Source organism: Roseateles sp. GW821-FHT02E12 (genome assembly GCF_059421665.1).
Genome location: NZ_JBWKVK010000001.1, coordinates 1539227 through 1562692 on the forward strand (window position 1 = coordinate 1539227; position 23466 = coordinate 1562692).

26 protein-coding genes are annotated in these 23466 nt (G+C 70.4%); 16 read left to right on the forward strand and 10 right to left on the reverse strand.

What is annotated here, in order from left to right:
• Positions 1–69 precede the first annotated feature (69 nt).
• On the forward strand, positions 70–960 hold the full coding sequence (locus AC07V5_RS07355) for a LysR family transcriptional regulator (RefSeq protein ID WP_495114982.1): 891 nt from the start codon (positions 70–72) through the stop codon (positions 958–960).
• Between the two features lie 11 nt (positions 961–971).
• Here the strand turns inward: AC07V5_RS07355 and AC07V5_RS07360 are convergent, their stop codons facing one another.
• Positions 972–1247 carry a hypothetical protein gene (locus AC07V5_RS07360; protein WP_495114983.1) on the reverse strand — a complete coding sequence of 92 codons (276 nt, stop codon included), beginning with the start codon at positions 1245–1247 and terminating at the stop codon, positions 972–974.
• Between the two features lie 196 nt (positions 1248–1443).
• Here AC07V5_RS07360 and AC07V5_RS07365 point away from each other — a divergent pair, with 196 nt between their 5' ends.
• The 4 genes from AC07V5_RS07365 to AC07V5_RS07380 all read left to right on the forward strand — a co-directional run bounded on the left by AC07V5_RS07365 (position 1444) and on the right by AC07V5_RS07380 (position 4879).
• On the forward strand, positions 1444–1995 hold the full coding sequence (locus AC07V5_RS07365) for a pyridoxamine 5'-phosphate oxidase family protein (protein ID WP_495114984.1): 552 nt from the start codon (positions 1444–1446) through the stop codon (positions 1993–1995).
• A 241-nt stretch (positions 1996–2236) separates the two neighbouring features.
• A complete protein-coding gene (locus AC07V5_RS07370; RefSeq protein WP_495114985.1) occupies positions 2237–3016 on the forward strand; it encodes a DUF1521 domain-containing protein in 780 nt (259 codons plus the stop codon).
• Positions 3017–3028: 12 nt separating this feature from the next.
• A complete protein-coding gene (locus AC07V5_RS07375; protein ID WP_495114986.1) occupies positions 3029–4153 on the forward strand; it encodes a glycine zipper domain-containing protein in 1125 nt (374 codons plus the stop codon).
• A gap of 72 nt (positions 4154–4225) precedes the next feature.
• Entirely contained in the window at positions 4226–4879 is a 654-nt protein-coding gene (locus AC07V5_RS07380; protein WP_495114987.1) for a hypothetical protein, read from the forward strand.
• A gap of 21 nt (positions 4880–4900) precedes the next feature.
• Here AC07V5_RS07380 and AC07V5_RS07385 read toward each other — a convergent pair whose 3' ends face one another.
• The 9 genes from AC07V5_RS07385 to AC07V5_RS07425 all read right to left on the reverse strand — a co-directional run bounded on the left by AC07V5_RS07385 (position 4901) and on the right by AC07V5_RS07425 (position 13127).
• Positions 4901–5608: a DUF6683 family protein gene (locus tag AC07V5_RS07385; protein ID WP_495114988.1), complete on the reverse strand. Its 708-nt coding sequence runs from the start codon at positions 5606–5608 to the stop codon at positions 4901–4903.
• Positions 5609–5657: 49 nt separating this feature from the next.
• On the reverse strand, positions 5658–7310 hold the full coding sequence (locus AC07V5_RS07390) for a hypothetical protein (RefSeq protein ID WP_495114989.1): 1653 nt from the start codon (positions 7308–7310) through the stop codon (positions 5658–5660).
• Positions 7307–8530, reverse strand: a complete 1224-nt coding sequence (locus tag AC07V5_RS07395) for a hypothetical protein (protein ID WP_495114990.1) — start codon at positions 8528–8530, stop codon at positions 7307–7309. The genes AC07V5_RS07390 and AC07V5_RS07395 overlap by 4 nt, the downstream gene beginning before the upstream one ends.
• A 67-nt stretch (positions 8531–8597) precedes the next feature.
• Positions 8598–9386, reverse strand: coding sequence for a DUF6683 family protein (locus tag AC07V5_RS07400; protein WP_495114991.1), 789 nt, complete (start codon positions 9384–9386; stop codon positions 8598–8600).
• Complete coding sequence (locus AC07V5_RS07405) at positions 9386–10069, reverse strand: hypothetical protein (RefSeq protein ID WP_495114992.1); 684 nt, start codon at positions 10067–10069, stop codon at positions 9386–9388. The genes AC07V5_RS07400 and AC07V5_RS07405 overlap by 1 nt, the downstream gene beginning before the upstream one ends.
• Positions 10070–10232: 163 nt before the next feature.
• A complete protein-coding gene (locus AC07V5_RS07410; protein WP_495114993.1) occupies positions 10233–10949 on the reverse strand; it encodes a DUF6683 family protein in 717 nt (238 codons plus the stop codon).
• Positions 10946–11608: a GNAT family N-acetyltransferase gene (locus AC07V5_RS07415; protein ID WP_495114994.1), complete on the reverse strand. Its 663-nt coding sequence runs from the start codon at positions 11606–11608 to the stop codon at positions 10946–10948. Before AC07V5_RS07415 ends, AC07V5_RS07410 begins: the two co-directional genes overlap by 4 nt.
• Positions 11605–11922, reverse strand: coding sequence for a flagellar biosynthetic protein FliO (locus AC07V5_RS07420; RefSeq protein WP_495114995.1), 318 nt, complete (start codon positions 11920–11922; stop codon positions 11605–11607). Before AC07V5_RS07420 ends, AC07V5_RS07415 begins: the two co-directional genes overlap by 4 nt.
• The gene (locus tag AC07V5_RS07425) at positions 11919–13127 is read right to left on the reverse strand and encodes an EscU/YscU/HrcU family type III secretion system export apparatus switch protein (RefSeq protein WP_495114996.1); all 1209 of its coding nucleotides are present in this window, start codon (positions 13125–13127) and stop codon (positions 11919–11921) included. Before AC07V5_RS07425 ends, AC07V5_RS07420 begins: the two co-directional genes overlap by 4 nt.
• Before the next feature lie 345 nt (positions 13128–13472).
• Between AC07V5_RS07425 and AC07V5_RS07430 the strand changes: the two genes are divergently transcribed.
• The 11 genes from AC07V5_RS07430 to AC07V5_RS07480 are packed head-to-tail and all read left to right on the forward strand — an operon-like array spanning position 13473 to position 23463.
• Positions 13473–14192 (forward strand): lytic transglycosylase domain-containing protein, encoded by a 720-nt coding sequence (locus AC07V5_RS07430; RefSeq protein WP_495114997.1) that lies wholly within the window; start codon positions 13473–13475, stop codon positions 14190–14192.
• Positions 14189–16207, forward strand: a complete 2019-nt coding sequence (locus AC07V5_RS07435) for an FHIPEP family type III secretion protein (RefSeq protein ID WP_495114998.1) — start codon at positions 14189–14191, stop codon at positions 16205–16207. The genes AC07V5_RS07430 and AC07V5_RS07435 overlap by 4 nt, the downstream gene beginning before the upstream one ends.
• Positions 16204–18030 (forward strand): type III secretion system outer membrane ring subunit SctC, encoded by a 1827-nt coding sequence (gene sctC, locus AC07V5_RS07440; RefSeq protein WP_495114999.1) that lies wholly within the window; start codon positions 16204–16206, stop codon positions 18028–18030. The genes AC07V5_RS07435 and sctC overlap by 4 nt, the downstream gene beginning before the upstream one ends.
• Positions 18031–18041: 11 nt before the next feature.
• Entirely contained in the window at positions 18042–19049 is a 1008-nt protein-coding gene (locus AC07V5_RS07445; protein ID WP_495115000.1) for a SctD/MshK family protein, read from the forward strand.
• A 35-nt stretch (positions 19050–19084) separates the two neighbouring features.
• Positions 19085–19384 (forward strand): hypothetical protein, encoded by a 300-nt coding sequence (locus AC07V5_RS07450; RefSeq protein ID WP_495115001.1) that lies wholly within the window; start codon positions 19085–19087, stop codon positions 19382–19384.
• Complete coding sequence (locus tag AC07V5_RS07455) at positions 19381–19779, forward strand: hypothetical protein (protein ID WP_495115002.1); 399 nt, start codon at positions 19381–19383, stop codon at positions 19777–19779. The genes AC07V5_RS07450 and AC07V5_RS07455 overlap by 4 nt, the downstream gene beginning before the upstream one ends.
• A complete protein-coding gene (gene sctJ, locus AC07V5_RS07460) occupies positions 19779–20510 on the forward strand; it encodes a type III secretion system inner membrane ring lipoprotein SctJ (protein WP_495115003.1) in 732 nt (243 codons plus the stop codon). Before AC07V5_RS07455 ends, sctJ begins: the two co-directional genes overlap by 1 nt.
• The gene (locus AC07V5_RS07465; protein WP_495115004.1) at positions 20503–21018 is read left to right on the forward strand and encodes a hypothetical protein; all 516 of its coding nucleotides are present in this window, start codon (positions 20503–20505) and stop codon (positions 21016–21018) included. Before sctJ ends, AC07V5_RS07465 begins: the two co-directional genes overlap by 8 nt.
• The gene (locus AC07V5_RS07470; protein ID WP_495115005.1) at positions 21015–21653 is read left to right on the forward strand and encodes a FliH/SctL family protein; all 639 of its coding nucleotides are present in this window, start codon (positions 21015–21017) and stop codon (positions 21651–21653) included. Before AC07V5_RS07465 ends, AC07V5_RS07470 begins: the two co-directional genes overlap by 4 nt.
• Positions 21650–22984 carry a FliI/YscN family ATPase gene (locus tag AC07V5_RS07475; RefSeq protein ID WP_495115006.1) on the forward strand — a complete coding sequence of 445 codons (1335 nt, stop codon included), beginning with the start codon at positions 21650–21652 and terminating at the stop codon, positions 22982–22984. Before AC07V5_RS07470 ends, AC07V5_RS07475 begins: the two co-directional genes overlap by 4 nt.
• Positions 22981–23463: a hypothetical protein gene (locus tag AC07V5_RS07480; RefSeq protein WP_495115007.1), complete on the forward strand. Its 483-nt coding sequence runs from the start codon at positions 22981–22983 to the stop codon at positions 23461–23463. The genes AC07V5_RS07475 and AC07V5_RS07480 overlap by 4 nt, the downstream gene beginning before the upstream one ends.
• Positions 23464–23466 lie beyond the last annotated feature (3 nt).

Below are 23466 nucleotides of genomic sequence, written 5' to 3' on the forward strand. Positions count from 1 at the left end.
GGTGCATTCTGGAAAACCGCGGGCTATTTGAGAATTGCCGAAGATCGACGCACGGCTATACATTTGTGTATGGCCTCGACCTTGCCCTGGGAACTGCTGCACACCTTTCTCGGTGTGCTGCGCGAGGGCTCGCTGTCGGGCGCCGCGCGTTTGCTGGGGCTGACGCAGCCGACCGTCGGCCGCCACATGGCCGCGCTGGAGCTGGCATTGGGGCAGCCGCTGTTCACCCGCTCGCCCACCGGCCTGCTGGCCACCGACGCGGCGCTGGCGCTGCGCGGGCATGCGGAGCAGATGGAGGCGGCCGCGGCTGCGTTGCAGCGGGCGGCGACGGCGCGGGGCGACGAGGTGAGCGGCACGGTGCGCGTGACGGCCAGCGAGGTCATCGGCGTGGAGGTGCTGGCCGGCGTGTTCGCGGGGCTGCGTGAGCGCCACCCCGGCCTGGTGCTGGAGCTGGCGCTGAGCAACCAGCTGCAGGACCTGCTGCGCCGCGAGGCCGACATCGCCGTGCGGATGACGCCACCCGAGCAGGGGCAGCTCATCGCGCGCCGCATCGGCAGCATCGAGCTGGGTTTTTTTGCGCGCCCCGACTATCTCGACCGCGTCGGCCGGCCCGCGTCGCTCGCCGAGCTGCGTGGCCACACGCTGGTGGGTTTTGACACGGTGACACCCTTCATCCGCGCGGGGGCCAAGCGCCTGGGCGGCATCAGCCGCGACAGCTTTGCGCTGCGTTGCGACTCCGACCTGGCCCAGCTCGCATTGGTGCGCGCCGGCGCCGGCATCGGCGTCTGCCAGACGGCGCTGGCACGGCGCGAACCCGTGCTGGAGCGCGTGCTGGCGGATCAGTTCGCCTGGCCGCTGGAGACCTGGGTGGCCATGCACGAGGACCTGCGCCAGAACATGGCCTGTCGCGCGGTATTCGACGCGCTGGTGGCCGGGCTGTCCCGACACGTTGCCGGCTGAGGCGCGGCCGTTCAGCGTGTCGGATTCGAGGCCGGGAAAGGTGCGGGCGCGGATGCTTGCGGGAACGAGGGCGGCGCCACGGAGGGCGGCGAAGGCGGTGCGGGCGGCGGCATGGCCGGATCAGGCGTGCCGCTGCCACCGCCGCCGGATGGCTCGGCCGGTGGCGGGTTGGCCGCCGTTGCAGCGGGTGGCTGCTGCGTTGGCTGGCTGCAGGCGACCAGCATTGCGATAGCGGCGGTAGCGGTAAGCCACGGCCGCTGGTTGCGCTTGAAGATGTCGCTGGACATGGCTTGCTCCTTGGAGGTGGGCGAGGTGCCAGAACCTTGATTGGCGCAGCAAGCCGCAGCAGCGCCCATCGGCTGGCGCCTATGCCCTTGTAGGAGAGCAGGCGGCCCGTGCCGACATGGGGCCGTCTTCCTGGCCGACAGGCTTCACCCGGGCGGCTGCCTAGGCTTGAGCGTCAGTCAAAGCCAAGGAGCCGACATGCAAGACGCCACCCGCCGCAACACATCCGATCACGACGACGTGAGCACCGAAGAAGACCTGAGCGGCCCCGCCGCCGCGCGCAAGATCGCCGACCTGGTCCAGGCCGGCAACAGCTGCTTCTTCTGCACGCTGGGCATGGGCTTGCAGCTGCATGCCCGGCCGATGACGGTCATCGAGGTGGAGGAGGGCAGCGGCCAGCTGTGGTTCTTCACCGAGATCGACAGCTTGAAGAACATCGAGCTGGACCGTGATCCGCGCGTCACGCTGTTCTTCAAGGAGAGCGACAACGGCGGCCACTTGAAGCTGGACGGCAGCGTGGCTCAGGTGACGGACCGGGAGACCATCCAACGCCTGTGGAGCCCGAAGCTGCGCGCCTGGTTCACCGAGGGCGAGGATGACCCGCGCATCTGCCTGCTGCGCGTGGACCCCGTCAGCGGCGAGTACTGGGACAACCGCAACGGCGCGGCGATCGCGGGCCTCAAGATGCTGTTCGGCGCCATCACGGCCCAGCGGGTCGACGAGGGCGTGCACGGCAAGTTGAAGCTCTGAGGCTGTCCAGGCTGCTTACAGCGGCAGGTCGCGCCCGCCCGGGCCGGCATCCAGTACGAGAAGCTGCCCGCGCCGCCAGTCGACGCGTGTCTTGCGACCGGGCACAGGCCAACCCAAGCTGAAAAGGTTGCGGCTGGCCCTAGCTGCGGCTGCCCCGAATTGCGGGCGGCCGCAGCTAGCGGGGGTGAGCGAGTCCGAATGCAATCGCATCGCGACTGAGCAAACCCCTGAGGAGATCCGAATGACCAGCATCCAAGCGACGAGCAGCGCCTCGTTGAGCGCTTCGGCCAGCGCCGACAGCAGTAACCCGACCCACGCCAGCACCAAGATGAGCGGCGGCCAGGCAGTGTTCGAGAACGACAACTACCGCATCACCGCGGGTGACAACAACACCGTCAACATCACCAACAAGCACACCGGCGAGAACTACAACATCTGGGGCGACCCGCACGTGAACGTCGACGGCCAGCACGCCTTCGACTTCTGGGGCACCACCACCTTCGCGCTCGAAGACGGCACCAAGCTGACGATCGAGACCACGCCCGCCGGCAACGGCGCGACGCTGGCCAGCAAGCTCGCCATCACCAACGGCGACTACGGCGTGGAGATCAGCGGCGTGGACACCAACAAGGTCGGCGACCTGAAGATCGACGAGGCCAAGGGCTGGGGCAAGACCCTGGACTGGACCCACGACGACGGCAACGTGCTGCAGGAGAACCCGGCCGGCAAGGGCTTCCTGGCGGTGGACTCGAACGGCGCCATCCGCAAGGTCGACCAGAACTACATCAACGCCACGGACCTGCAGAAGAACCCGCCGGCCGAAGCCACGCAGCAGCAGGCGGGCGACTTCCTGCGCAGCCTGTTCAGCGCCTTCTCGGGCCTGCTCTCGGCGTCGCTGAGCGGTGCGTTCCTGGGCGCGCTGGCCTCGGCCAGCGAGAGCGGCGAAACCCGCCGTCAGCCCGAACCCGCGACGCGTGACGCGCACCGCTTCTCGTTGACGGTGATTCGTCTCGAGTTCTGACCGGGGGCCGCCATGAGCTTGACTGCAGTCGATGGCGCCTCGGGCGCGCGTTCCGCGCCGCCGGTCACGCGGGACCCCGCCGCGGATGTGGTTGGCCGCGCAACCGATGCGCGCACTGGCGTGGTGGACACACAGCGCCTGGCGCACTGGGTGGTGGAAGCGCGCCGCGACAACCCGCAGGCGGCCGAGGCGGCACATGCCGCCATCGAGCGGCACCTGCTGGACTCGGGCCACCCGGGTGACGTGGCGCATTACCACCAGGACCTGCTGCAGGCGGCTCGTGAAAGCCAACCCGGCTCGGCCTCCCTGGTGCCGGACCACATGCCCGGCGGCCTCTGGGCGGCCGGGCAGTCGTGGGCCCAGCAGGGCGGCCAGCTGCTGCGCGACAACCCCATCCTGACCAAGCGCTGGGAGGCGACGACCAGCGCCTGGACGGGCAAGGGCGGCTTCACGCGCGGGCTGACGGACCTGCTGAACGCCAACGGCATCCAGGTGGGCCAGACGGTGCACGCACCGCCAGCTGGTTCGCTCGGGCGCACGTCCGGCGTGCCGGCGTCGGTGGCCAACAACACCAACGGTGCGCTGGCGCGCGACGCCATTGCCGACCGCTGGCGTGCCGCCGGCGTGCCGGTGCGCACCGAGGTGCCCACGCAGGGCGGCGCGCGCGTCGTCGACGTGGTGGCGAATCCGCCAGCGGCAGACCCGCGCATGCAGCAGCGCATCGACGTCGAATCCAAGGTGGGGCGCAAGGGGCTGGACGGCGAAGTCCGCGGCCAGGTGGCGCGCGATGCCGAGGCGCTGATGGACAACCGCCTGCTGCGCGGCTCCGGCGAGGTGCTGGAAAACGTCGGCAAGGTGGCCCGGCCCGTGGGCGCGGTGCTGGACGCCGTCTCGCTCGTGCAGGCCTACCAGACCGACGGCAACCGCATCGGCGAGAACACCGGGCGCACCGCGTCCGGCGTGGCCGGCGGCGCGCTGGGCGGCTGGGGTGGTGCGGCGCTGGGCGCAGCCATCGGCACGGCCATCTTCCCGGGCGTGGGCACCGTGGTCGGCGGCATCGTGGGCGGCATTGGCGGCGCGCTCGCGGGCGATGCCAGTGGCCGCGGCATTTTCAATACGGTAAAAGGCTGGTTCTGACGTGCCCGCTCTGAAGTCCTGAAGGGGTGGCCGGCTGCGGCCACCCCTTCTTCATTGGCACCCGCCCACAACATGCCCAACCTCCTCCAGCGCTGGCTTGCCGGCACCAAAACCACCACGTGGGACTTGAGCAGCTACCCGCCGTACGACTTGCCGCATTCAGGAGCCGGCAAGGCCTTGAGCGACGCCCAGGTGCAGCAGAACCAGGCCTACTTCCAGGCCACGCTGGACGAGCGCCAGCGCCTGCTGCGTGAATGGCTGCTGGCGCATGGCGGGCCCGATCCGCAGGCGCTGCAAGGCACGGCGTACGCCAAGGCCCTGAACACCTGGGCCAAGGTGCACTGGCCGCAGTTGCCGGCGTTCAACCGTTTGCCCAAGCACGCGCCCTGGCCAGACTGCACGCGCGGCGGCCCCTTCATCGTCTACAGCCTGCTGGGCGACCTGGGCGTGAGCCTGGGTGAGGCGATCCGCCGCGCCAACGGGCGTTGGCACTGGGGCCCGAACCTGGACGCCATCGACCTCAGCGACGACATGGCCACGTCGCGCCGCGTCGTTCTGCTGGCCGACCTGGTGCACCCCACGCCGGAAGCGGCCGAAGCCGTGCTGGACCCGGAGGCCCTCCTCTTCGCGGCGCACCGGTTTCCCGACTCGTCGGACTTCGTCCACCTGGATACGTGGACCCCCATGGTGGCCGACGCCATCGCCGGACGGCACTACGACTTCTGAGGAGGCCTGGCCGCCCCGCTGTCAACGCGCCACCAGCCCCTGCCTGCCGATCTGGATGCGCTCGATCGACAGGCCCAGCGCCGCCTCCAGATTGGCCTTGGCCGAGTTGCGGAAGTTGACCTCTTCGTTGGCGTTGGGCTTGCTGTTGAGGTGCTCGCGGTAGACCGCCATGAAAGTGCCCACCATGGCCAGTTGCTCGAACATGGCGCGCTTGGCGGCCGGTGTGCTCTGCGTGAACGACGGGTTGCGCGCCAGCAGACTCTGCATCTGCAGCACCAGCGACTTGAAATCCTCGTCGGGCACCTGTTGCTGCATGAAGGCCGCGTAGTTGCCAGCGATGAAGGCCGCCACGCCAGCCGCGGCATCGTTGGGCGTCAGGCCGAGCTGGGTTTCGAGCTTCTGCCAGAAGAGGAACGACTCCTCGTAGGCCTTGGTCATCGCGCCGCGGTGCGCGGCCGGGAATCGCTGTGCCAGTTCGGTGGCGGACTGGCGCAGCTGCACCGGGCCGTTGACGACGATGGGCGCATCGAACGTGCCGAGGCCACCGCCCGCAGTCACCGCAGGCGCGGGAGCGAACGCCGGTGCGGCCGCGCCGCCGGCCACGGGCTTGCCGAGCATGGTGCGCATCTGCTCGGCCAGGCTGATTGCAGGCGCAACCTGCTGGGCCGTGGCGGTGCCCGCGACACAGGCGAGCGCCGCCAGCCCGAGGTGAATGGACAGGCGGGACAAGCGAAGAAGTTGGGGTAGGTGAGGCACGAGGGCTCCAGAGATGAAGGGGCTATTTGTCGAGGGCGTAGCTGCTGTCACCCAGGTAGACGGTGCGGTGGTCGTCGTACACAGGGAAGCTGAGCAGGCGCTCCTGGCGGCCGTCGTCGTAGTCCAGCGTCATGACGAACCCGCTGAGCTGGTAGCGGCCGCGTCGGCTGGCGCCGTCATCCCGGCTGCGCGTGCCGCTGGTGGCCGTGACGGATCCAAAGGGGCCGCCCACCGTGCCGCCCGCGGTGCTGCTGCTGCCCTTGCCATCGCCGCGGGCGGCGCTCGAGATCACCGTGCCCTGGATGGCCGCCAGGCTGCCGGAACCCGACTGCGAGCTGAAGTTGCGCTCGAAGCGGCCGTCACGCGTGAAGCGGATGCCGCGCTTGAACGAGGTGCCACCGGTGACCAGGCTGCCGCTGAAGCTGGCGCGGCTGAAGCTGCCCTCCAGCCGCGTGTCCTTGGGCCAGGGGCGCACGACGCGATGCGGCGCCGCGCGCCAGTCGCCGGCGGCGCGGCCTTCGTCGTCCTGGGCCTGCATGTCGTACCCCTTGGCCGCGCTGCGCCAGTGCCCCCAGCGCTGGGGCTCCAGCTGGCGCGACATCGCCACGTTGAGCTGGTCGGGCGGCATTTCGGTGCGGTGGTAGACGGTGCCGTCGCGCAGCAGGAAACGCACGTCCTCCTCCCACCTGCTGCCGTAGTTGTAGTTGGCGCTGCCGTGGATCACGACGGCGGCCAGGTCCTTGTCCGGCAGGCCGCGGCCCGGCACGCTCAGCACGCGCTGCAGCATCACGTTCTTGCGGCTCAACGGCGCCTGGGGCAGTGGCGACGGCGCCAGGGCCGACGCGTCGCTCACCAGCGCGGCATCGGCGAGGGTCGCGGAGCTGCGGCTCAGCGATGTGAAGACGCCGCGCAGCACCACCTCGCGGCCCACCCAGGGTTCCGCATCGAAGCGCAGGTAGACGGGCTGCTCCGAATGCCGGTCGCCCTGGTCCTGGCTCAGGAGGTAGTGGTCACCATCGTCGCCGTAGCGCACCACGCGCCCCTTCACGTAGACCAGGCCCAGATCACGCTGGGCCGCCTCGACCGACATCGAGCTCCAGTGGCCAGGGTGCTGCGCCGCGAACGCCGGGACCTGGCTGGGCAACAAGACCTGCCCCCGCGCCGCACCCGGCGCGATGGCGGGCAGCGACGGCGGCGAGGCCAGCCGAGCTTGCACGACCGCCATCGCGGCGGCGCGCGCCTGCGGGTACAGCGCGGTCACGTCCATGCCGGGCGTCTGCCAGTCACGCGCCAGCGCGGCACAGGTGGCATCGGGCGTGGCGTCGCTCAGCACGCGCTGGCGCATGGGGTCGGTCAGCGTCGCCCAGGGCGGCGCGCTGCTGCCCTGGCGGCGCTTCAGGTCCTTCACCACCGTGCGCAGCGAGGCCAGCTGGTGCCGCTCGCGCCACGCCACCCAGGCGTCGCGCACCTGTGCGGCGGAGGGCACGCCCATGTCCTCGCAAGCATTGACGGTGGCTTCTGACATCACATCCAGGCTGGCGGCCTTGATGAGCTGCTCCAGCGCCGCCGGGTCGGCGGCCAGCGACCGGGCATCGGGCTGGGCCCCGGCACTGCCGGCCGCCAGCGCGGTGCCGAGCGCCACTATCTGGGCGATCGCGCGCGCCGTCGGTGTCATGGCATCCAGGACACGGGCCGGCAGCTGGTGATCCAGGCGGGCAGGCCGGCGGTGGTCTTCGTCTTCACACCGTGAGACGCATCCAGCGTGGGCCAGGAGATGGGCTCCCGCTCCGCATCGGCCGCCAGCACGATGACCTGGCTGTTGCCGCAGCCGGTCGTGCCGCTCACGGTCAGCGGGGGCGGGATGTCGTTGTAGGGCGACGGCGGGAACAGCGGCTGCGTGCCGGTGGCGTGCATGTCCAACAGCGCGACGACCCATTGGCTGTCGGGTGACCAGCTCGGGCTGATGAAGCGGAACTCGAGCGGGCTGCCCTCGTCGGCCACCTTGGTCACGCGGTGCAGGCGGCTGCCGTCGACGCCGGCCACCCAGACATGCTTGTCCAGGCCGGAGCCGCGCTGTTCCACCCAGCTGAAGGCGACGCGCTTGCCGTCCGGGCTCGCCACGAGCGTCGACTGGCCGGACACATAACTCTGCCAGTTGGCGGCATTGTTGCTGGGCAGTGCCGCGAACCGCGCCAGCTCGGTCTCGGTGCTGCTGGCGGGCGACGAGACGATGAGCCGGTTGTCCAGCAGGTAGGCGTAGCGGCCGTCGGGCAGCCAGGTGACCGGCGTGTCGAGGATGGTCTTGTCGTCCAGCAGCGAGCCCTGCTTGAGGACGTTGCCGGTCTGCAGATCCCAGACGGTCAGACGCGGGTCGTCGGTGTGAGAGGCGCGGTAGAAGGCCAATGCCTTCTTGCCGTCGGGCGACACCAGCGGGCTGCCGGAGAAGCTGCCGGGCACTTTCCAGCTCTGGGTCGCGGTGGTGCTGGCCAGGCTGTCGAACACCGACACCCGCACATTCGGCGCGCCGTCGCCGGCCAGTTGCGTGTCGTTGAAGCGCAGCAGCACCGGCGACATGGCAGTGGACTGCCACTGGTCGCCGTCGGCGGAATTGGCGGCCTTGATGCCGGAGGCCGGCAGCGAGCTGGTCTCACCGGTCAGCAGGTCGAACACCACGGCATTGCCCAGCGCCGAATTGACGAGCAGGCGGCCGGGCAACGTCTTGTCTTGATAGGTCTTGAAGGTGGGCGTACTGGGCGTGACGGGCGGGAGTGGGTCGCCGCCGGTGGGCGGCGGGGTGCCGGCGCCACCGCCGCCGCCGCAACTCGCCACGAGACCGCAGAAGACCGTGGTGGCCAGCAGGCGCACGAGGCGTGTAGGGGAGGAATGCTTGAACATGGAGATGCCGAGACCGTGGCCCCGGAAAGCAATCGGCGCCGCGGCGCCGTGATGGAAGGGCAAGGGCCTAGCGACGCGCCTCGGCCAACGAATAGACGCCCGAAGCGCCAATGCCCACGCGGTCGGGGGGCACTTGCAGCATGCGGGTCAGGGTGTCGCTGCCTTGCGCGCGCATGCGGCTGCGCAGGTCCTCGGCGCCGGTGGCGCGCGGGTTGCGCTGCCAGGTGATCTGGCTGCTGGCCAGCATCATTCCGGCGATGGCCAGGCTCTCGTAGGTGGTGGAGCGGTCGGTCGCCGACAGCGCCTGCAGGCCAGGCCCCTTGCTGCTGACGATCTGGCGCATCTGGTTCACCAGCGGCAGGTAGAACTCGTCGGGGAAGGGCTTGTTGTTGTAGGCCATCCAGGCGCCCGCGACGCAGCTGGCGAAAGCCACGCCGAGGTCACCGGAGGGCAGGCCGAACTTGCGGATGACCTGCTCGTGGAAGTCGAAGGCCTGCTTGTAGGCGGCCCGGCCCGCGTCGGCCTGGTCCGTGGGGAGGTTCCTGGCCAGCGCCGAGATGCCCAGGCCGGTGCTCTGTGCCAGCGGCAGGCTGGTGATGGGCTTGGGCTTGCCCTTCTGCTGCTGCTCGTACGCGTCCCAGTGGTGCAGCGTTTCGTTGAGGTTTTGGTGAATGAACTGGTTCGCGATCACGTTCATCGAGACGTTGTGCGGGACCTCGTACACGTTGACGAATCCCTGCGCGAAGGAAGGGGCGTGACAAACGGCAATGGCAATCCCGAGGATTGCCTGTTGGATGCGAGCCAAGTTCTTCTCCAAATTGAAAACGGGGCGGGTTTGACCCCGCCCCACTTGCATTAGCCCTTGCGAGCGGCTTGCGACAGACCTTCACCGATGGACTTGATGGCGGCCGAGAAGGCGCTTTGCATCAGGTTGAACATCTGGCTGGTACCTTGCAGTTCCAGCGTGGCTTCGGTGTTGGCCTTGGCGGCTTCCTTGCCTTGGCCACCGGCGGTCTCAGCGACCTTGTCGCTCAGTTCGACCATCTTGGCCGCCTTCTGGCCCAGGGCGCTGCCCATGGCCTTGGACAGGGCCTCGAGCCAGCTGCCACCCTTGACGGCCTTGCCGCCAGACGAGGCGCCGCCGGTCTGGCTGGCTTCGTTCTGTTCGAACTGTTCCTTGACGAGCTTCACGAGCGTCTGGGCCAGGTCGTTCTTGAAGGCCTCGAAGTTGTCGCCAACGTGCTGGGCGGCCTGCTGCGAAGCTTCCGCGCTGACCGGCTTTTGCAGGCCGCTGATGATGCTGTCGACCTTGCCCTTGACCTCGTCGGCCAGGAACTTGGGCATGCCATGTTCCTTTTGCAGCGTGTCGACGGCTTGCTTGGTGGCGTCGCCGACGGCTTGCTGCAGCATGTTGCCGATGGCCTGGCCGATCATGGCGCCGATGGGGCCACCGAAGATGCCGCCCACGATGCCGCCGACGGCACCCAGGATGCCGCCCGAACCGCCACCGCCCAAAACGCTGCTAACTGCTGATCCCATGTTGATCTCCAAAAAAGATGGGTTAGCGGCAAACCTTGCCGCAGTCATTGATTGAAAAAATGCGAGGCATCTGATTCCGGTGGCGACTGAGGAAACACCGAATTCGCTGCGTGTCTTGTCGTCAAGGTTTTCTAATCAAACTCTGCGGCGCTGACGGATTGAATTAAACGGGGTCGTGCGGCTGCTGCCTATATGCGGCCGCTCCTAATTCGTCGGCCACGGCGCTAGGGTTCGCCGCAGTCTGCGCATCCTGACTTCGCAACACAGTGCACAGCGCGGGCAGGTCCAGCCCCAATTGCCCGCGCAGGCTGGTGCGCGCCATCCACGTGGCTGAGGCCTGTTGCGCCGTGCCCTGGCGGCTGGCCTGCACGGTCCATTCGCCCAGTGCCACGGCCAGCACGGCGAAGCGCTCGAAAGCGTCCTGGCGCTCGGCCAGCGGGGCGTCGTCCCACAGCACCTCGTCGATGACCCAGGCCTTCAGCCACTGCGTGACTGCCAGCCAGCGATGCGGGCTCAGCGGCTCGTGATCGAAGGCCTGGCGGCATGCGCCCAGGTAGGCCGCCAGGGCCAGGCCCACGTCGTCCTGCGCGTCGTCGGCGGCGAGTTGCGTGCGGTAGTGCTGCAGGCAGTGGCGCAGCAGGTCGCCGCGCGCAGCAGGCCCGCCGGCGCCGAGCATCTCGCTCAACGCGCCCGCAGCGCGGCATTGCTCGATCGGGCGGGCCGGCACGCGCCAGCGCGTGGCCAGCACGGCGTTGTCGAACGCAGCATCGAACGCGGTATCGGCCAGCGGGGCATGCGCCAGGCTCGACAGCGACAGGGCTTGCGCCAGGCGGCGGCTCAGCGCCGTTTGCCAGGGGTTGGGTGAGGCGGGAGTGCTCATGCGTGGGGGGCCGACGTTGGGGCTGGGTTGGAGGTGGAGGAATCGGCCGCACGCCGGGTTTGGCGCAGGCGGTCGCGGCGGCTGAGGGTGTGGACGCGCGACCAGGTCGCCGCGTCTACCGCGTGGTAATCGGACAACTGGCCCTCGTAGGGCGCGTGGCTGCGCGGCGTGAAGCCCAGCGCCTCCAGGCAGACGCGGGCGCCACGGTTTTCGGGGTGGCAGATGCCCCACACCGTGCGCAGCCCCAGCCGCTCGAAGGCGTGGCGCAGCAGCACCTCGCCGCCGGTCAGGCTCAGGCCGCTGCCCCAGTGCTCCGGCACCAGGCGGCTGCCGAGTTCCGCGTCGCCGGGCTGAACGCCGAAGGCCGCGATGTCGGGCGTTGCCTGCACCGGCATCAGGCTGAACCAGCCAGCGAACTGCTCGGCGCCCTGCAGCGGCACGGCACAGCGCCAGATGCCCAGGCCTGGGTGCTGGCGGTAGAAGCCGCCCAGGCAGTTCGCGAAGTGCTGCGCCCAGTGCGCGTCGTGCAGCGGCTGCTCGTCGGGCAGCAGCGCGCGAACGCGCGGGTCGGCATGCAGGCGCTGGATGTCGGTCGCGTCGCCGGCGGTGAACTCGCGCAGCGTCAGCTTGTCGCTGCGGTGTGAGAACGCCGTGGTCATACGTCGTTGCCCGATGCGGGGCCGGGGATGGGTAGGCGCGCCAGCAGGCTGATGCCGCCGGGCGTGACGCCGAGCATCCAGCGCTCGCCGGCATGGTCCAGCAGTACCACGCGTTCGCGGGAGCCCACCGGCAGCGCGCGCACGAAGCGCAGCGCCTGGGCGTTGTTCGCCATGCGGCTGCCGCCAAAGGTCTGCAGCCGCCGCCAGCCACGGATCAATACCCAGGCCAGCAGCAGCACGAAGGCCAGGGCCGCCACGGTGCTGGCGAGGTTGAGCATCAGGTCTTGCATGGCGTTGTCGTCTTGGCGGCTCACGCAAACATCGCGCGCGGGTCGATGTCGGGGTGGCGGGTCATGTCCTCGCCCGGGGCGGGCCGGGTGCGCGGCGGCTCGGGGGGCACCTGGTCGCGCTGGTGCGGGTCGGCGCGGGCAGCCTCCCACTTGAGCTGCTCGCGCACGCTCTCGGCCCAGACGATGACCTCGGCCAGCACGTCGAACAGGTCGGGCGGGATGACCTCGCCTTCCTCGCAGCGCGCCAGCAGCTCGCGCGCCAGCGGTACGTTGCGCACGATGGGCACGCCAGCGTCCTCGGCGGCCTCGCGCATCGCGCGGGCAACGTGGTCCTCGCCCTTGGCGCTGACGGTGGGCACGGGGCAGCGACCGGGCTCGAAGGCGATGGCGATGGCCACGTGGGTGGGGTTCACCACCAGCGCATTGGCGCCGCGCGCCGCGGCTGCCTGATTGCGCTGGCTCCACTCGGCGTGGGCCTGCTTGCGCTGCTGCTTCAGGTGCGGGTCGCCCTCGCTTTCCTTCATCTCCTGCTTGATGTCGCGCATGCTCATGCGCATCTTCTTGGTGTAGCGGTGGCGCGTCCAGAACGCATCGAGCATGGCCACGCCGGAAAACACGCCCACCGTCCAGGCCAGCGTCTTGACCGTGGCTTCCCAGATCAGGCCGCCGAGGTGCTGGGCCGGGCTGTCGGTGCTCAACGCCAGCCGCATCGCGTCGGGCAGCAGCAACTTGGCCACCGCCCAACCGATGGCCAGCAGCAGCGCCGTCTTCAGGATGCCCTTGATCAGCTCGACCAGGTTGTCGAGCGAGAACATGCGCTTGATGCCCGCGGCCGGGTTCAGGTGTTCCAGCTTGGGCGCCACCTTCTCGAACGCCATCACCGGCCCCGCCTGCAGGTACTCCACCAGCGTGCCCAGCGCCGCGACGGGAATGACGAGCAAGGCCACCAGCAGCATCGACAACTCCACGCTCTGCCAGCCCAGCAGCGCGGCAACGTGGCCGAACCCCTCCTCGCGCCAACCGGCGGCCACGCGCGCGAACAGCGACTCGCACAACGCCGCCACCCGCTCGGCCCCGAGGCGGATGCATAACGCGCCCATCACCAGCCAGACCAACAGCGTTGCCGTGCTGGTCAGCTCCTTGCTCTTGGCGATGTCGCCCTTCTTGCGGGCGTCCAGCAGGCGCTTCTGTGTGGGTTGTTCGGTCTTGTCGCCGCTGTCGTCGGCCATGGGTGCCTAACACCTATTTCTAGGGGGTGCAAACGGGGTTTGTGAAAACTTGTTTTCAATGCCAAGACCAGACCTACTTCTAGGGGGCCTTTCACCACGCCAGCGGCAGGGCGACTGGGGGCGACGGACCGAACGATGCCCGGTCTCGGATTGCCGCGGTGCAGCAGATGTTTCTACGCGTAAACGTGGGGGGAGGTGGTCTACATAAAGGGGAGCAATGTCTACGGGTCAGTCAGTTACTTCTGCTTTCAATGGTCAACAAGCAGGCAAGGCTTGCCCCCATAGTCCGCCCGGTTCCAAAAGCTGGGAAGACAAGTGTTCGGACTTCAACGGATCTGCCATGTCATGGCGACCGGTGCGTTAGGCGCGGCCCCGCTGGTGGGGGCATTCGCCGCCGCACCGAACTGCCCGTCTGCCTCCGCCGAGGCGCTGCTGGACACCGCGCCGGCCGCGGGCGCCAGCGGCTTCGCGCTGACCGAGAGGCTGTGCCTGGCCGCATTGGTCAGGAGCCGCTCCACCCCGGCCGAGCCACCACCACTCGAACCCGCGGAGGCCCTGCCTGTCGAGGTGCTGTCCGCTGCACCGGTGACGCCACCGCTTGCCGCGGCCCCGCACGCATCGCCCCGTGACGCCGTGGGCCAGGCCCGCATCCGCGCCGTGGCACCGCTGGTGGCCGAGGTGGCCCAGCGCCACGACATCGACCCGCTGCTGCTGCATGCGCTTGCGCACATCGAGTCGCGCCACCAGAGCGGCGCCATCTCCCCCGCCGGCGCCCGCGGGCTGATGCAAGTGATGCCCGCCACGGGCCGCGACATGGGCATCACCGCGGACCGGGAGTTGCTGACGCCGCAGGCCAACCTCGAAGCCTCGGCCCGCTACCTCAAGCGCCTGCAGGCTCGCTTCGGCAACGACCTGCGCCTGGTGCTGGCCGCCTACAACGCCGGCGAAGGTGCGGTTGAGCGCCATGGCCGGCGCGTGCCGCCCTTTGCCGAGACGCAGGCCTACGTGCGCAACGTGCTTGCCGTGTACGCCGAGCTGCGCCGCAAGCTGGGAGGCCACGCGTGAGCAGCGCCAAGCGCACCGACGGCCTGTCCGGCTACTTCGCCGCGGCCGACCAGCCGCGCGAAGGGCTGATCGCGCGCTTCAGCGACCTCTTCCTCGTTGCCGGCATCGTGGCCATCGTGGCGCTGATGGTGCTGCCGTTGCCGCAGTGGCTGATCGACATGCTGGTGGCCGTCAACATCGCCTCGGGCCTGGTGCTGATCCTGATCGCCGTGTACGTGGCCGGGCCGCTGGAGTTCTCGGTGTTCCCCAGCGTGCTGCTGATGACCACGCTGTTCCGGCTGGCGCTCTCCATCGCGACCACGCGGTTGATCCTGCTGCATGCCGACGGCGGCCACATCATTGCCACGTTCGGCAAGCTGGTGGCGGGCGGCAACCTGGTGGTGGGCCTGGTGGTGTTCCTCATCATCACCGTGGTGCAGTTCATCGTCATCGCGAAGGGCGCCGAACGCATCGCCGAGGTGGCGGCGCGCTTCTCGCTGGACGCGATGCCCGGCAAGCAGCTGTCCATCGACTCCGACCTGCGCTCCGGCCTCATCGACAAGGACGAGGCCAAGCGCCGCCGCCGCACGCTGGAGCTGGAAAGCAAGCTGCACGGCAGCCTCGACGGCGCGATGAAGTTCGTCAAGGGCGACGCCATCGCCGGCATCGTCATCATCCTCATCAACCTGCTGGGCGGCCTGGCCATCGGCGTGCTGCAGCAAGACCTGGCGCTGGCCGACGCGGTGCACCGCTACTCCATCCTGTCCATCGGCGAGGGCATGGTGGCGCAGATCCCGGCGCTGCTGGGCGCCATGGCGGCAGGCCTGCTGGTCACGCGCATCAACGACGACGAGAACGACCGCCATCTGGGTGACGCCATCCGCAAGCAGCTGGGCGCCAAGCCGCGGGTGCACATGATGGCGGCCGGCATCTGCCTGCTGCTGGCCATGGTGCCGGGCTTCCCGCCGCTGGTGTTCGGCCTGCTGGCGGTCGTGTTCGGCGTGGCTGGCGTCATGTTGACGGCCAGCAGCCGCGACTGGCTGACCGAACGCATGCCCAGCTTCAGCGCCAGGCGCGGCACGCCCGAGCCGGCCGCGTTCAAGACGGCGCAACCGCGCGTGCGGCCGTCGGTACCGCTGCTGCTGGAGCTGCCGCAGCCCATGCTGGGCGACGGCGGCCTGGCGGCCACGCGGGCCATCGAAACCATGCTGGACGAGCTGCAGCTCGACCAGGGCCTGCCGCTGCCACGACTGGCGCTGCATGGTCGCGTCGGCCGCGCAGGCTGGCGGCTGCTGGCCCATGAGGTGCCGTTGGCCGAAGGCGAGATCGCGGGCGACGAGCGCGCTGACCCGCAGGTGCTGGCCGAGCAGGTGCGCCAGGCGCTGCGTCGCCACGCGCCGCTGTTCATTGGCATCCAGGAAACCAGCGAGCTGCTGACCCGCGCCCAGGCCGAGCTGGCCGACGTGGTGAAGGAGGTGCTGCGCGCGCTGCCGGTGCAGAAGGTGACCGAGGTGCTGCGCCGCCTGGTGGCCGAGGAGGTCTCCATCCGCAATCTGCGCGACATCCTCGAAGCGCTGGCCGACGCCAGCCAGCGCGAGAAGGACGTGCAGGCGCTGACCGAGATGACGCGCATTGCGCTGCGCCGCCAGACGCACCACCGCATCTGCCCCAGCGGCGAACTGCAGGCCCTGATGCTCTCGCCCGAGCTGGAAGGCCTGCTGCGCCAAAGCCTGCACGTCAGCGGCGGTGTGACCCAGCTGGCGGTCGCGCCCGACGTGGCGCGCCTGTTCGCCGCCGACGTGCAGGCGCAGGTCCAGGCGCTGCGCCCGCAGGCCATCGTCTGCGCCGTCGACCTGCGCTGGCACCTGCGCAAGCTCATCGAGAACGAGTGCTTCGACACGCCCGTGCTGTCGTTCCATGAACTGCTGCCCACGCTGCGGCTCACGCCGCTGTACCACCTGCCCCCGCCGGGGTCCGGCCCCAACACCTCTCTCCACGCGCCCGCTTCACCGCAGGCCGCGCTGCTCGCCGCATGACCTCAAACATCCGAATCGCGGCGGCCGCCACGCTGCTGCTGGCCCAAGCTGTGCCCCTTGCGGCTGCGCCGCTGCCCGAAGGCCTGCGCCCTCTCAAGCTCGAAGCGCGTGACCAGCCCATCGAGCAGTTCCTGCAAGGCCTGTTCTCCGGCAGCGACATCCCCGTCGTCGTCAGCGGCGTGCAGGGCCAGGTCAACGGTCGCTTCGAAGGCACGCCGGCCAAGCTGCTGCGCGACTTGAGCCGCGCCTACAACCTGCTGAGCTACTACGACGGCGGCGTGCTCTACATCGCACCGGCCAGCGACACCACCACGCGCAGCTACCTGCTCTCGCCCGCCGTGGCCTCGCAGGTGCAGCGCGCGGCCCAGGCCCTGCAGCTGCCGGACGCGCGCAACACGCTCAAGTTCGGCGGCGACGGCGCGCTGCTGGCCGTGGGCGCCAAGCGCTTCGTGCAGCAGGTGGACGAGTTGGTGCGCCAGGTGCGCCCCACGACAGCCGCCGCGGCCGTCAACAGCTGGGCGCCGGTGCAGCAGCAGCCGCTGCCCGACTACCGCATCTTCTACCTGCGCTACGCCTGGGCGCAGGACGTGCCCATGAGCTTCGGCGGCCAGCAGACCACGCTGCCCGGCGTGGCCAGCATCCTGCGCTCGCTGACCGGCCAACCGACCCGGGGCCGTATCGCGGCCGTCGCCACCGACCCCGCCCGCGCGCAGGGCGGCCAGCGCATGCGCGGCAGCGCCCTCCGCACGGGTGGCACCGCTGGCGCCGGCGGCACGCTGGGCCTGGTGGACGAAGCCGCCCCCAACGTGCGTGGCACCGACACGCTGGTCGCCGCGCTCACCGAGGTGGGGTATGCCGCGCAGGCACCCGTCGAGGCACCGCCGCCGCCCGACTTCAGCCCGCGCATCGAGGCCGACCCGCGCCTGAACGCCGTCATCGTGCGCGACCTGCCCGAGCGGCTGGACCGCTACGCCGCCCTCATCAAGTCGCTGGACATCGAGCCCCAGTCGCTCGAGATCGAGGCGACCATCATCGACATCAACACCGACCGCCTGCGCGAGCTGGGCATCAACTGGCGCTACAACCACGGCCTGTCCAGCCTGCTGGTGGGCAACGGCACATCCAGCGACCTGCGGCTGAACGGCCAGCAGGACGTGACGCCCAGCGCCAAGGGCGGCGCCATCTCGGCCGTGATCGGCGACCGCTTCCCGTTCGTGGCGCGCATCACCGCGCTGCAGAGCGACGGCGCGGCCAAGGTCGTCAGCAGCCCGCAGGTGGTCACACTGTCCAACGTCGAGGCGGTGTTCGACAACAGCCAGACCTACTACGTGCGCGTTGCCGGCCGGGATGACGTGGACCTCTTCAACGTCACCGCCGGCACCCGGCTGCGCGTCACGCCGCACGTGTTCAGGGACGGCAAGGACGGCGACGGCGCCGCCCGCATCAAGCTGCTGGTGCAGATCGAGGATGGCGGCCTGACCGGCCAGAGCGTGGACAACCTGCCCATCGTCGAACGCTCCGGCATCAACACCCAGGCGCTGATCTCCGAGGGCGAGAGCCTGCTGATCGGCGGCATGGTGCGCGACAGCGCCACGGCCGGCGTCGACAAGGTGCCGCTGCTGGGGGACATCCCCATCCTCGGCAACCTGTTCAAGACCCAGCGCAAGGGCGGCCAGCGCATCGAGCGCATGTTCCTCATCACCCCGCGCCTGGCCAGCAGCAAGGCGGCAGCCAGCGCCCTGGAGCGGGCCCGCGAGCCGTTGCCCAATCCCGCAGCCCCGGCCGCTCCCGCGGCACCGGCGGGCGGCGAAGGCGCGCAGTAGGAGCACCCGCCATGCTGATGAAGCCCAAACTCACCGGCTCCGTGCTGGAGCTGCGCGTGCTGGCCGGCCCGCAAGCCGGCGCGCGCGCGCGGCTGGCGGCACAGGGCGACCTGCTCGTCTGCAGCCAGAACGTGTCCAGCCAGGGCGACACGCAGTTCGCCGACATCCTGCTGGCCAGCCCAGCCGACTTCCAGGCGCGGCTGGTGCCGTCGCAAGGTCGGGTCGGCGTTCAGCTCATTGCCGGCCATGCCGTGCTGGCCGAGCGCGCGCTGATGCCCGGCACCGACGTGCATGCGTGGGCGCCGGGCCAGCCGCTGCAGCTGGGCGACACGCGCGTGGCCTACGGCCCGGCCGACGAGGCCCACTGGCCCGAGCCCGTCATGCACGACGGCCCACCGCCGCTCACCAGCAGCCAGGCGCCCGGCGTCCACGCGCCCGCATCACCCCTGCCCCGCCCGCGCCCTATGCTCGAAGGCGTGCTGACCGCACTGGGCCTGGTCATGGTCATCGGCGGCGGCGTGCTGGCCTGGCGCGGCGGCACGTTGCGCGAAGCTGGGCAAGTCGTCGCCAAGGTCATGCCTCCCGCGCAGGCGGCCACACCCACCGCGCCGGTCGACCTGCAGGCCAGCGCCGTCGACGTGTTCCGCCTGTACGGCATCGCCGCGCAGGCGAGCTGGTCGGCCGAAGGTGAGCTGGTCATGCACACCAAGGAGCGCGACGCCGCCAAGGTGCAGGCCGCCGCCGCCGCCGCCAAGCGCGACATCGCCCGCCTGCCCACGCTGCGCGTGGACAACCAGCCGCCCGCCGTCGCCGTCGCTGCGGTCACTCCACCCGCCGAGGACCCGGCCAAGCGCCTGGTCGCGGTGGTCGACAACACGGACAGCCCGTACTTCATCACCGCCGACGGCAGCCGCTACTTCAGTGGCGCGCTGCTGCCCAGCGGCCACCGCGTCGTCGAGATTGCCGAGCGCGCCGTCGTCGTCGAACGCGACGGCCAGCGCACGCGGCTGACGCTCTAGTTCCCCCGCCCCCCACCCCTCCCAAGGAGATTCCCATGTCCAACTCGCTTCTCAGCACCCTCGCCGCAGCACCTGCAAACGGTTCCACGGGCAGCGGCAAATCCAGCGGCGGCTCATGGTTCGAAGCCATGGCCGATGCCTGGGGCCAGGCCCTGGACAAGCAGGCCGACAACATCGAGACCAAGTCCGCCGCGATGAACAACGGCGGCGACAAGCCGGCGGACGTGACCGAGCTGACCGCCATGTCGCTGAAGATGAGCTTCCTGGCCAGCAGCTCGCACACGGCGGTGTCGACAGTCGGCTCCGCGCTCGAAACGATGGCGCGCAAGCAGTGACACCCGGTGTCGCCACGGCCGCCCCGGTGGCCGATGTCCAGCTCGGCGCCGGCGCGTCGTTGTCCGCCCTTGGGACCGTGCCGCCGGCCGCGGACGTGGCTGGCTTCGAGCGCGCCATGGCCGGCGCAATGCAACGCCTGGATGTGCGCGCAACGGAGTCGCCCACGCTTGCCATGCAGCGCATCGTCCAGCCGCTGGACCACATCAACGCCGAAGCGGCGTCGCTCGGGCGCGATGCCCGCGCGGCGTCGCTGTCGGGCCAGGAGCTGACGCCCGGCGAGCTGGTCAACCTGACCGTGCGCTGCCAGGAGTTCATGTTTCATTGCCAGCTCACTTCGAACATCGCGAACCGCACGTCCGAAGGCTTGCAGCAACTGTTCAGACAGCAATCCTGATGAAGCACCTACGAAGCCTCTCCGCGCTCGCGCTGGCCGCCTTGCTCAGCGCCTGCGGCGACCAGACCCTGTACGCCAAGCTCGACGAGCGCCAGGCCAACGACATGGTCTCGGCGCTGCGCCTGTCCGGCGTGCCGGCACAGAAGCAGGCGCGCGAGGACGGTTTCGAGGTGCTCACCGCTGAGGCGGACTTCGCCCGCGCGGTGCAGATCCTGAGAGCGCAAGGCCTGCCCCGCGAAGACTTCGACAGCCTGGGCAAGGTCTTCAAGCGCGAGGGCTTCGTCTCCACGCCCGTGGAGGAGCGCGCGCGGTTGATGCACGCGCTGTCGCAGGAGTTGTCGCACACGCTGACCAGCATCGACGGCGTGCTGCAGGCACGCGTCACTCTGGTGGTGCCGGAGCGCCATCCGCTGTCCGACAAGGTCCAGCCGTCGTCGGCCTCGGTGATGCTCAAGCACCGCCCCGGCCTCGATATCGAGGCGCTGCTGCCCAAGGTGCGCGCGCTGGTGGTCAACAGCGTCGAAGGGCTGCCGTACGAGAGCGTCTCGGTCGTCGCCTTTGCCGCCGAGCCCACGCCGACCGTGGCACCGGTGCCGGAAAGCCAGCCCATCGCCGCGTTGGCGTTGGCGATCACGCTGGGCACCGCCAGCCTGGGTGGCGCGGGCGTGCTGGCCTGGCGACGCCGCAAGGCCTCGGCGCAGCTGGCACTCGAAGGGGGCGGCCATGACTGAACGCCAGTTGCGCGCGCAGGTCGCCCGCCGCTTGCTGGACGACGCGCCGGTCGAAGCCCGCACGCTCACATGGGCGCAGCTGGACGCGGCGCCGCCGTGGCTTGGGCTTGAGCGCAGCGAGCTGCTGGCGCTCGCGCTGCGCTGCGGCTCGGTGCTGGCTGCACCCGCGCTGCGGCTGTGGATCGCCGGCCCGCTGCGCGAGTTGGCCCGTTCGGCGTTGGGCGCGCCGTGGTGGCGCGCGCTGCGCAGCGCGCAGGACTGGCCGCCCTTGCCCGAAGGGCTGCCCGCGTCCTTGAGCGACTGGCCGGAGGTTTCCACGCCCGAGGGCTTGAGCCAGCAGTTCACCGAGGCCGGCGCCGCGGTGCTGCTGGCCGGTCTGCCGCACGGCTCGCTGCGCCACGCGGCCAGCCGCCGGCTCGGGCCGGTTGCGGCCTGGGTCATGCCGCAGGCGACCGCGCTGGCCGTGCTGCGCGAAACGCTCACCCTGCAATCGACGGTGTCGGCATGAACAACGGCTTCGTGCTCTGGCATCGCGATCCGCAGGCCCGGCTGGGCATCGCGTCGGACCGCCGCGTGCTGCGCGCCGCCGAGGTGCCGGCGCTGCAGGACGCACAAGCGCTGGTCGCGGCGCTGCACAAGCTGCTCGCGCAGGAGCAGGTTCGCATCGACGCCGCCTGTGCCCGCGCCCGTGCCGAAGGGCTGGGCCAGGGCCTCGCACAGGCTGAGGCACAGTCCCGCGCACAAGTCGCTGACGCCGTAACCGAGCTGACGAAGGCGCACGAGGCGCAGCGCCAGCAGCTGCAGCAGCGCGTGGCCGGCCTCGCACTGGAGATCTTCCAGAAGCTGCTGGGCGAGTTGCCCGCCGAGGAACGCCTGGCCCGCCTGGCCGCGCAGGCCGCACGCGAGCTGCTGCCGGCGCGCACCTGGCGCTTGCAGGTGCATCCAAGCCAGCTGTCGGGCCTGCGCGCTGCACTGCAGGCGATCGACCCCGACAACAAGGCAGGCCTCGCCAACGCCGAGATCCAGCCCGACACCGACCTGGCCGACACCGACTGCCGCCTGACCACGGAGTTCGGCACCGCCGACGCGGGGCTGACTACGCAGGTCGAACGCCTCGCCCGCGCCTGGAGGCTGGCGCCATGACGCCCACGCTGGACGCCGCCATCGACACCGACGACCTGCGCCGCAGCCTGCAGCGCCTGCGCACCGTGGCCACGCTGGGCCGCGTGGTGCAGGCTGGCGGCACGCTGATGCGCGCGACGGGCGTGCAGGCGCGCGTGGGCCAGAGCTGCCGCGTGTTCGACCCGCAGCGCCCGCAGGAGGCCGGCCTGCTGGCCGAGGTCATCGGCTTCCAGGGCCACGAGGCCGTGCTCGCGCCGCTGGGCTCGCTGCAAGGCGTGCCGGTGGGCGCGGCGGTGGAGGTGCTGCACGACGCGGCGCAGCTGCCCAGCGGCACGGGGCTGCTCGGCCGCGTCATCGACGCGTTCGGCCAGCCGCTGGACGGCGGCCCGCCGCTGGGGCACCTGCCGCGCGTGCCGCTGTACCGCGACGCACCCTCGCCGCTGCAGCGCCGCCCGGTGCACGAGCCGCTGGTGTGCGGCGTGCGTGCCATGGATGCACTGCTGACCGTGGGCGAGGGGCAGCGGCTGGGCATCTTCGCCATGGCCGGCGGTGGCAAGTCCACGCTGCTGGGCATGCTGGCGCGCACCACACGCGCCGAGGTCAACGTCATCGGCCTGATCGGCGAACGCGGCCGCGAGGTGCGCGAGTTCCTGGAAGACAGCCTGGGCGCGGAAGGCCTGGCGCGCTCGGTGGTCGTCGTGTCCACCTCGGACCGGCCGGCGCTGGAGCGCGTGCGCGCGGCCTACGCCGCCACCGCGATTGCCGAGGGCTTTCGCGCGCAGGGCGCCAAGGTCGTGCTGATGATGGACTCGGTTACCCGCTTCGCGCGCGGCCTGCGCGAGATCGGCCTGGCGGCGGGCGAGCCCGCCGTGCGGCGCGGCTATCCGCCGTCCGTCTTTGCCGAGCTGCCGCGCCTGTTCGAGCGCGCCGGCAACGACGCGCACGGCTCCATCACCGCCTTCTACACGGTGCTGGCCGAAGACGAGGAAGGCAGCGACCCGGTGGCAGAAGAAGTGCGCTCCATCCTCGACGGCCACCTGGTGTTGTCGCGCTCACTCGCGCAGGCCCAGCACTACCCGGCCATCGACGTGCTGGCCAGCGCCAGCCGCGTGTTCACGCGCGTGACGACGCCCGAACAACAGCGCGACGCCGCCCACCTGCGCGCGCTGATGGCGCGGCACAAGGAGGTCGAGTTCCTGCTGCGCGTGGGCGAGTACCAGGCCGGCAGCGACCCGCTGGCCGACCAGGCCATCGAACGCATGCCGCAGATCAAGGCCTTGCTGCAGCAGGGCTCGCACGAGCCCAGCGACTGGGACGGCTGCCTGCAGCATCTGCGGGAGATCGTGTCGTGACGCAGCGGGTGGCACTCTCCGCCGACCACGGCCGCCAATGGCTGCGGCTGCGCCAGTTGCGCGTGCAGCGCGCACGCCAGGCGTTGGCGCAAGCCCAGGCCGACGAGTGCCAGGCCCGCACGGTGGTGGACGACCGGCAAACGCGCATCGAGCAAAGCCGCACCCTTCTGGCCGAACTCGCGCAGCACTGGGGCGGCGCCGGCAGCGTGGACATGCCGCGCTGGGGCGACCAGCTGAAGGCGCACCGCGAAGCGCTCGCCGAGCGGCTGGAGCGCGACGAGTACGCGCTGCTCGACGAGCAGGAGCTGCTGGAGCAGGCCGAGGCCCTGGTGCGTGAACGCCGCGCCGAGATGGCGCGCGCCCAGGCCCGCGAGGCGGCCGTGGATGCCACGCTGAAGGATCAGCGCCGCGACCTCCTGCTGGCCCGTGACCAGCAGGCCGAACTGGAGGCCGAGGACGCCCACCGTCCTCGTCATTGAGAA

What these genes read in the sequence shown, in the direction of transcription:
- AC07V5_RS07375 (WP_495114986.1), top strand. Translation starts at nt 3,029, where the DNA reads ATGAGCTTGACTGCAGTCGATGGCGCCTCGGGCGCGCGTTCCGCGCCG.
- AC07V5_RS07390 (WP_495114989.1), bottom strand. Translation starts at nt 7,310, where the DNA reads ATGACACCGACGGCGCGCGCGATCGCCCAGATAGTGGCGCTCGGCACC.
- AC07V5_RS07430 (WP_495114997.1), top strand. Translation starts at nt 13,473, where the DNA reads ATGGCGACCGGTGCGTTAGGCGCGGCCCCGCTGGTGGGGGCATTCGCC.
- AC07V5_RS07425 (WP_495114996.1), bottom strand. Translation starts at nt 13,127, where the DNA reads ATGGCCGACGACAGCGGCGACAAGACCGAACAACCCACACAGAAGCGC.
- AC07V5_RS07405 (WP_495114992.1), bottom strand. Translation starts at nt 10,069, where the DNA reads ATGGGATCAGCAGTTAGCAGCGTTTTGGGCGGTGGCGGTTCGGGCGGC.
- sctC (WP_495114999.1), top strand. Translation starts at nt 16,204, where the DNA reads ATGACCTCAAACATCCGAATCGCGGCGGCCGCCACGCTGCTGCTGGCC.
- AC07V5_RS07400 (WP_495114991.1), bottom strand. Translation starts at nt 9,386, where the DNA reads ATGCAAGTGGGGCGGGGTCAAACCCGCCCCGTTTTCAATTTGGAGAAG.
- AC07V5_RS07360 (WP_495114983.1), bottom strand. Translation starts at nt 1,247, where the DNA reads ATGTCCAGCGACATCTTCAAGCGCAACCAGCGGCCGTGGCTTACCGCT.
- AC07V5_RS07465 (WP_495115004.1), top strand. Translation starts at nt 20,503, where the DNA reads ATGACTGAACGCCAGTTGCGCGCGCAGGTCGCCCGCCGCTTGCTGGAC.
- AC07V5_RS07365 (WP_495114984.1), top strand. Translation starts at nt 1,444, where the DNA reads ATGCAAGACGCCACCCGCCGCAACACATCCGATCACGACGACGTGAGC.
- AC07V5_RS07445 (WP_495115000.1), top strand. Translation starts at nt 18,042, where the DNA reads ATGCTGATGAAGCCCAAACTCACCGGCTCCGTGCTGGAGCTGCGCGTG.
- AC07V5_RS07370 (WP_495114985.1), top strand. Translation starts at nt 2,237, where the DNA reads ATGACCAGCATCCAAGCGACGAGCAGCGCCTCGTTGAGCGCTTCGGCC.
- AC07V5_RS07415 (WP_495114994.1), bottom strand. Translation starts at nt 11,608, where the DNA reads ATGACCACGGCGTTCTCACACCGCAGCGACAAGCTGACGCTGCGCGAG.
- sctJ (WP_495115003.1), top strand. Translation starts at nt 19,779, where the DNA reads ATGAAGCACCTACGAAGCCTCTCCGCGCTCGCGCTGGCCGCCTTGCTC.
- AC07V5_RS07395 (WP_495114990.1), bottom strand. Translation starts at nt 8,530, where the DNA reads ATGTTCAAGCATTCCTCCCCTACACGCCTCGTGCGCCTGCTGGCCACC.
- AC07V5_RS07450 (WP_495115001.1), top strand. Translation starts at nt 19,085, where the DNA reads ATGTCCAACTCGCTTCTCAGCACCCTCGCCGCAGCACCTGCAAACGGT.
- AC07V5_RS07470 (WP_495115005.1), top strand. Translation starts at nt 21,015, where the DNA reads ATGAACAACGGCTTCGTGCTCTGGCATCGCGATCCGCAGGCCCGGCTG.
- AC07V5_RS07410 (WP_495114993.1), bottom strand. Translation starts at nt 10,949, where the DNA reads ATGAGCACTCCCGCCTCACCCAACCCCTGGCAAACGGCGCTGAGCCGC.
- AC07V5_RS07475 (WP_495115006.1), top strand. Translation starts at nt 21,650, where the DNA reads ATGACGCCCACGCTGGACGCCGCCATCGACACCGACGACCTGCGCCGC.
- AC07V5_RS07380 (WP_495114987.1), top strand. Translation starts at nt 4,226, where the DNA reads ATGCCCAACCTCCTCCAGCGCTGGCTTGCCGGCACCAAAACCACCACG.
- AC07V5_RS07355 (WP_495114982.1), top strand. Translation starts at nt 70, where the DNA reads ATGGCCTCGACCTTGCCCTGGGAACTGCTGCACACCTTTCTCGGTGTG.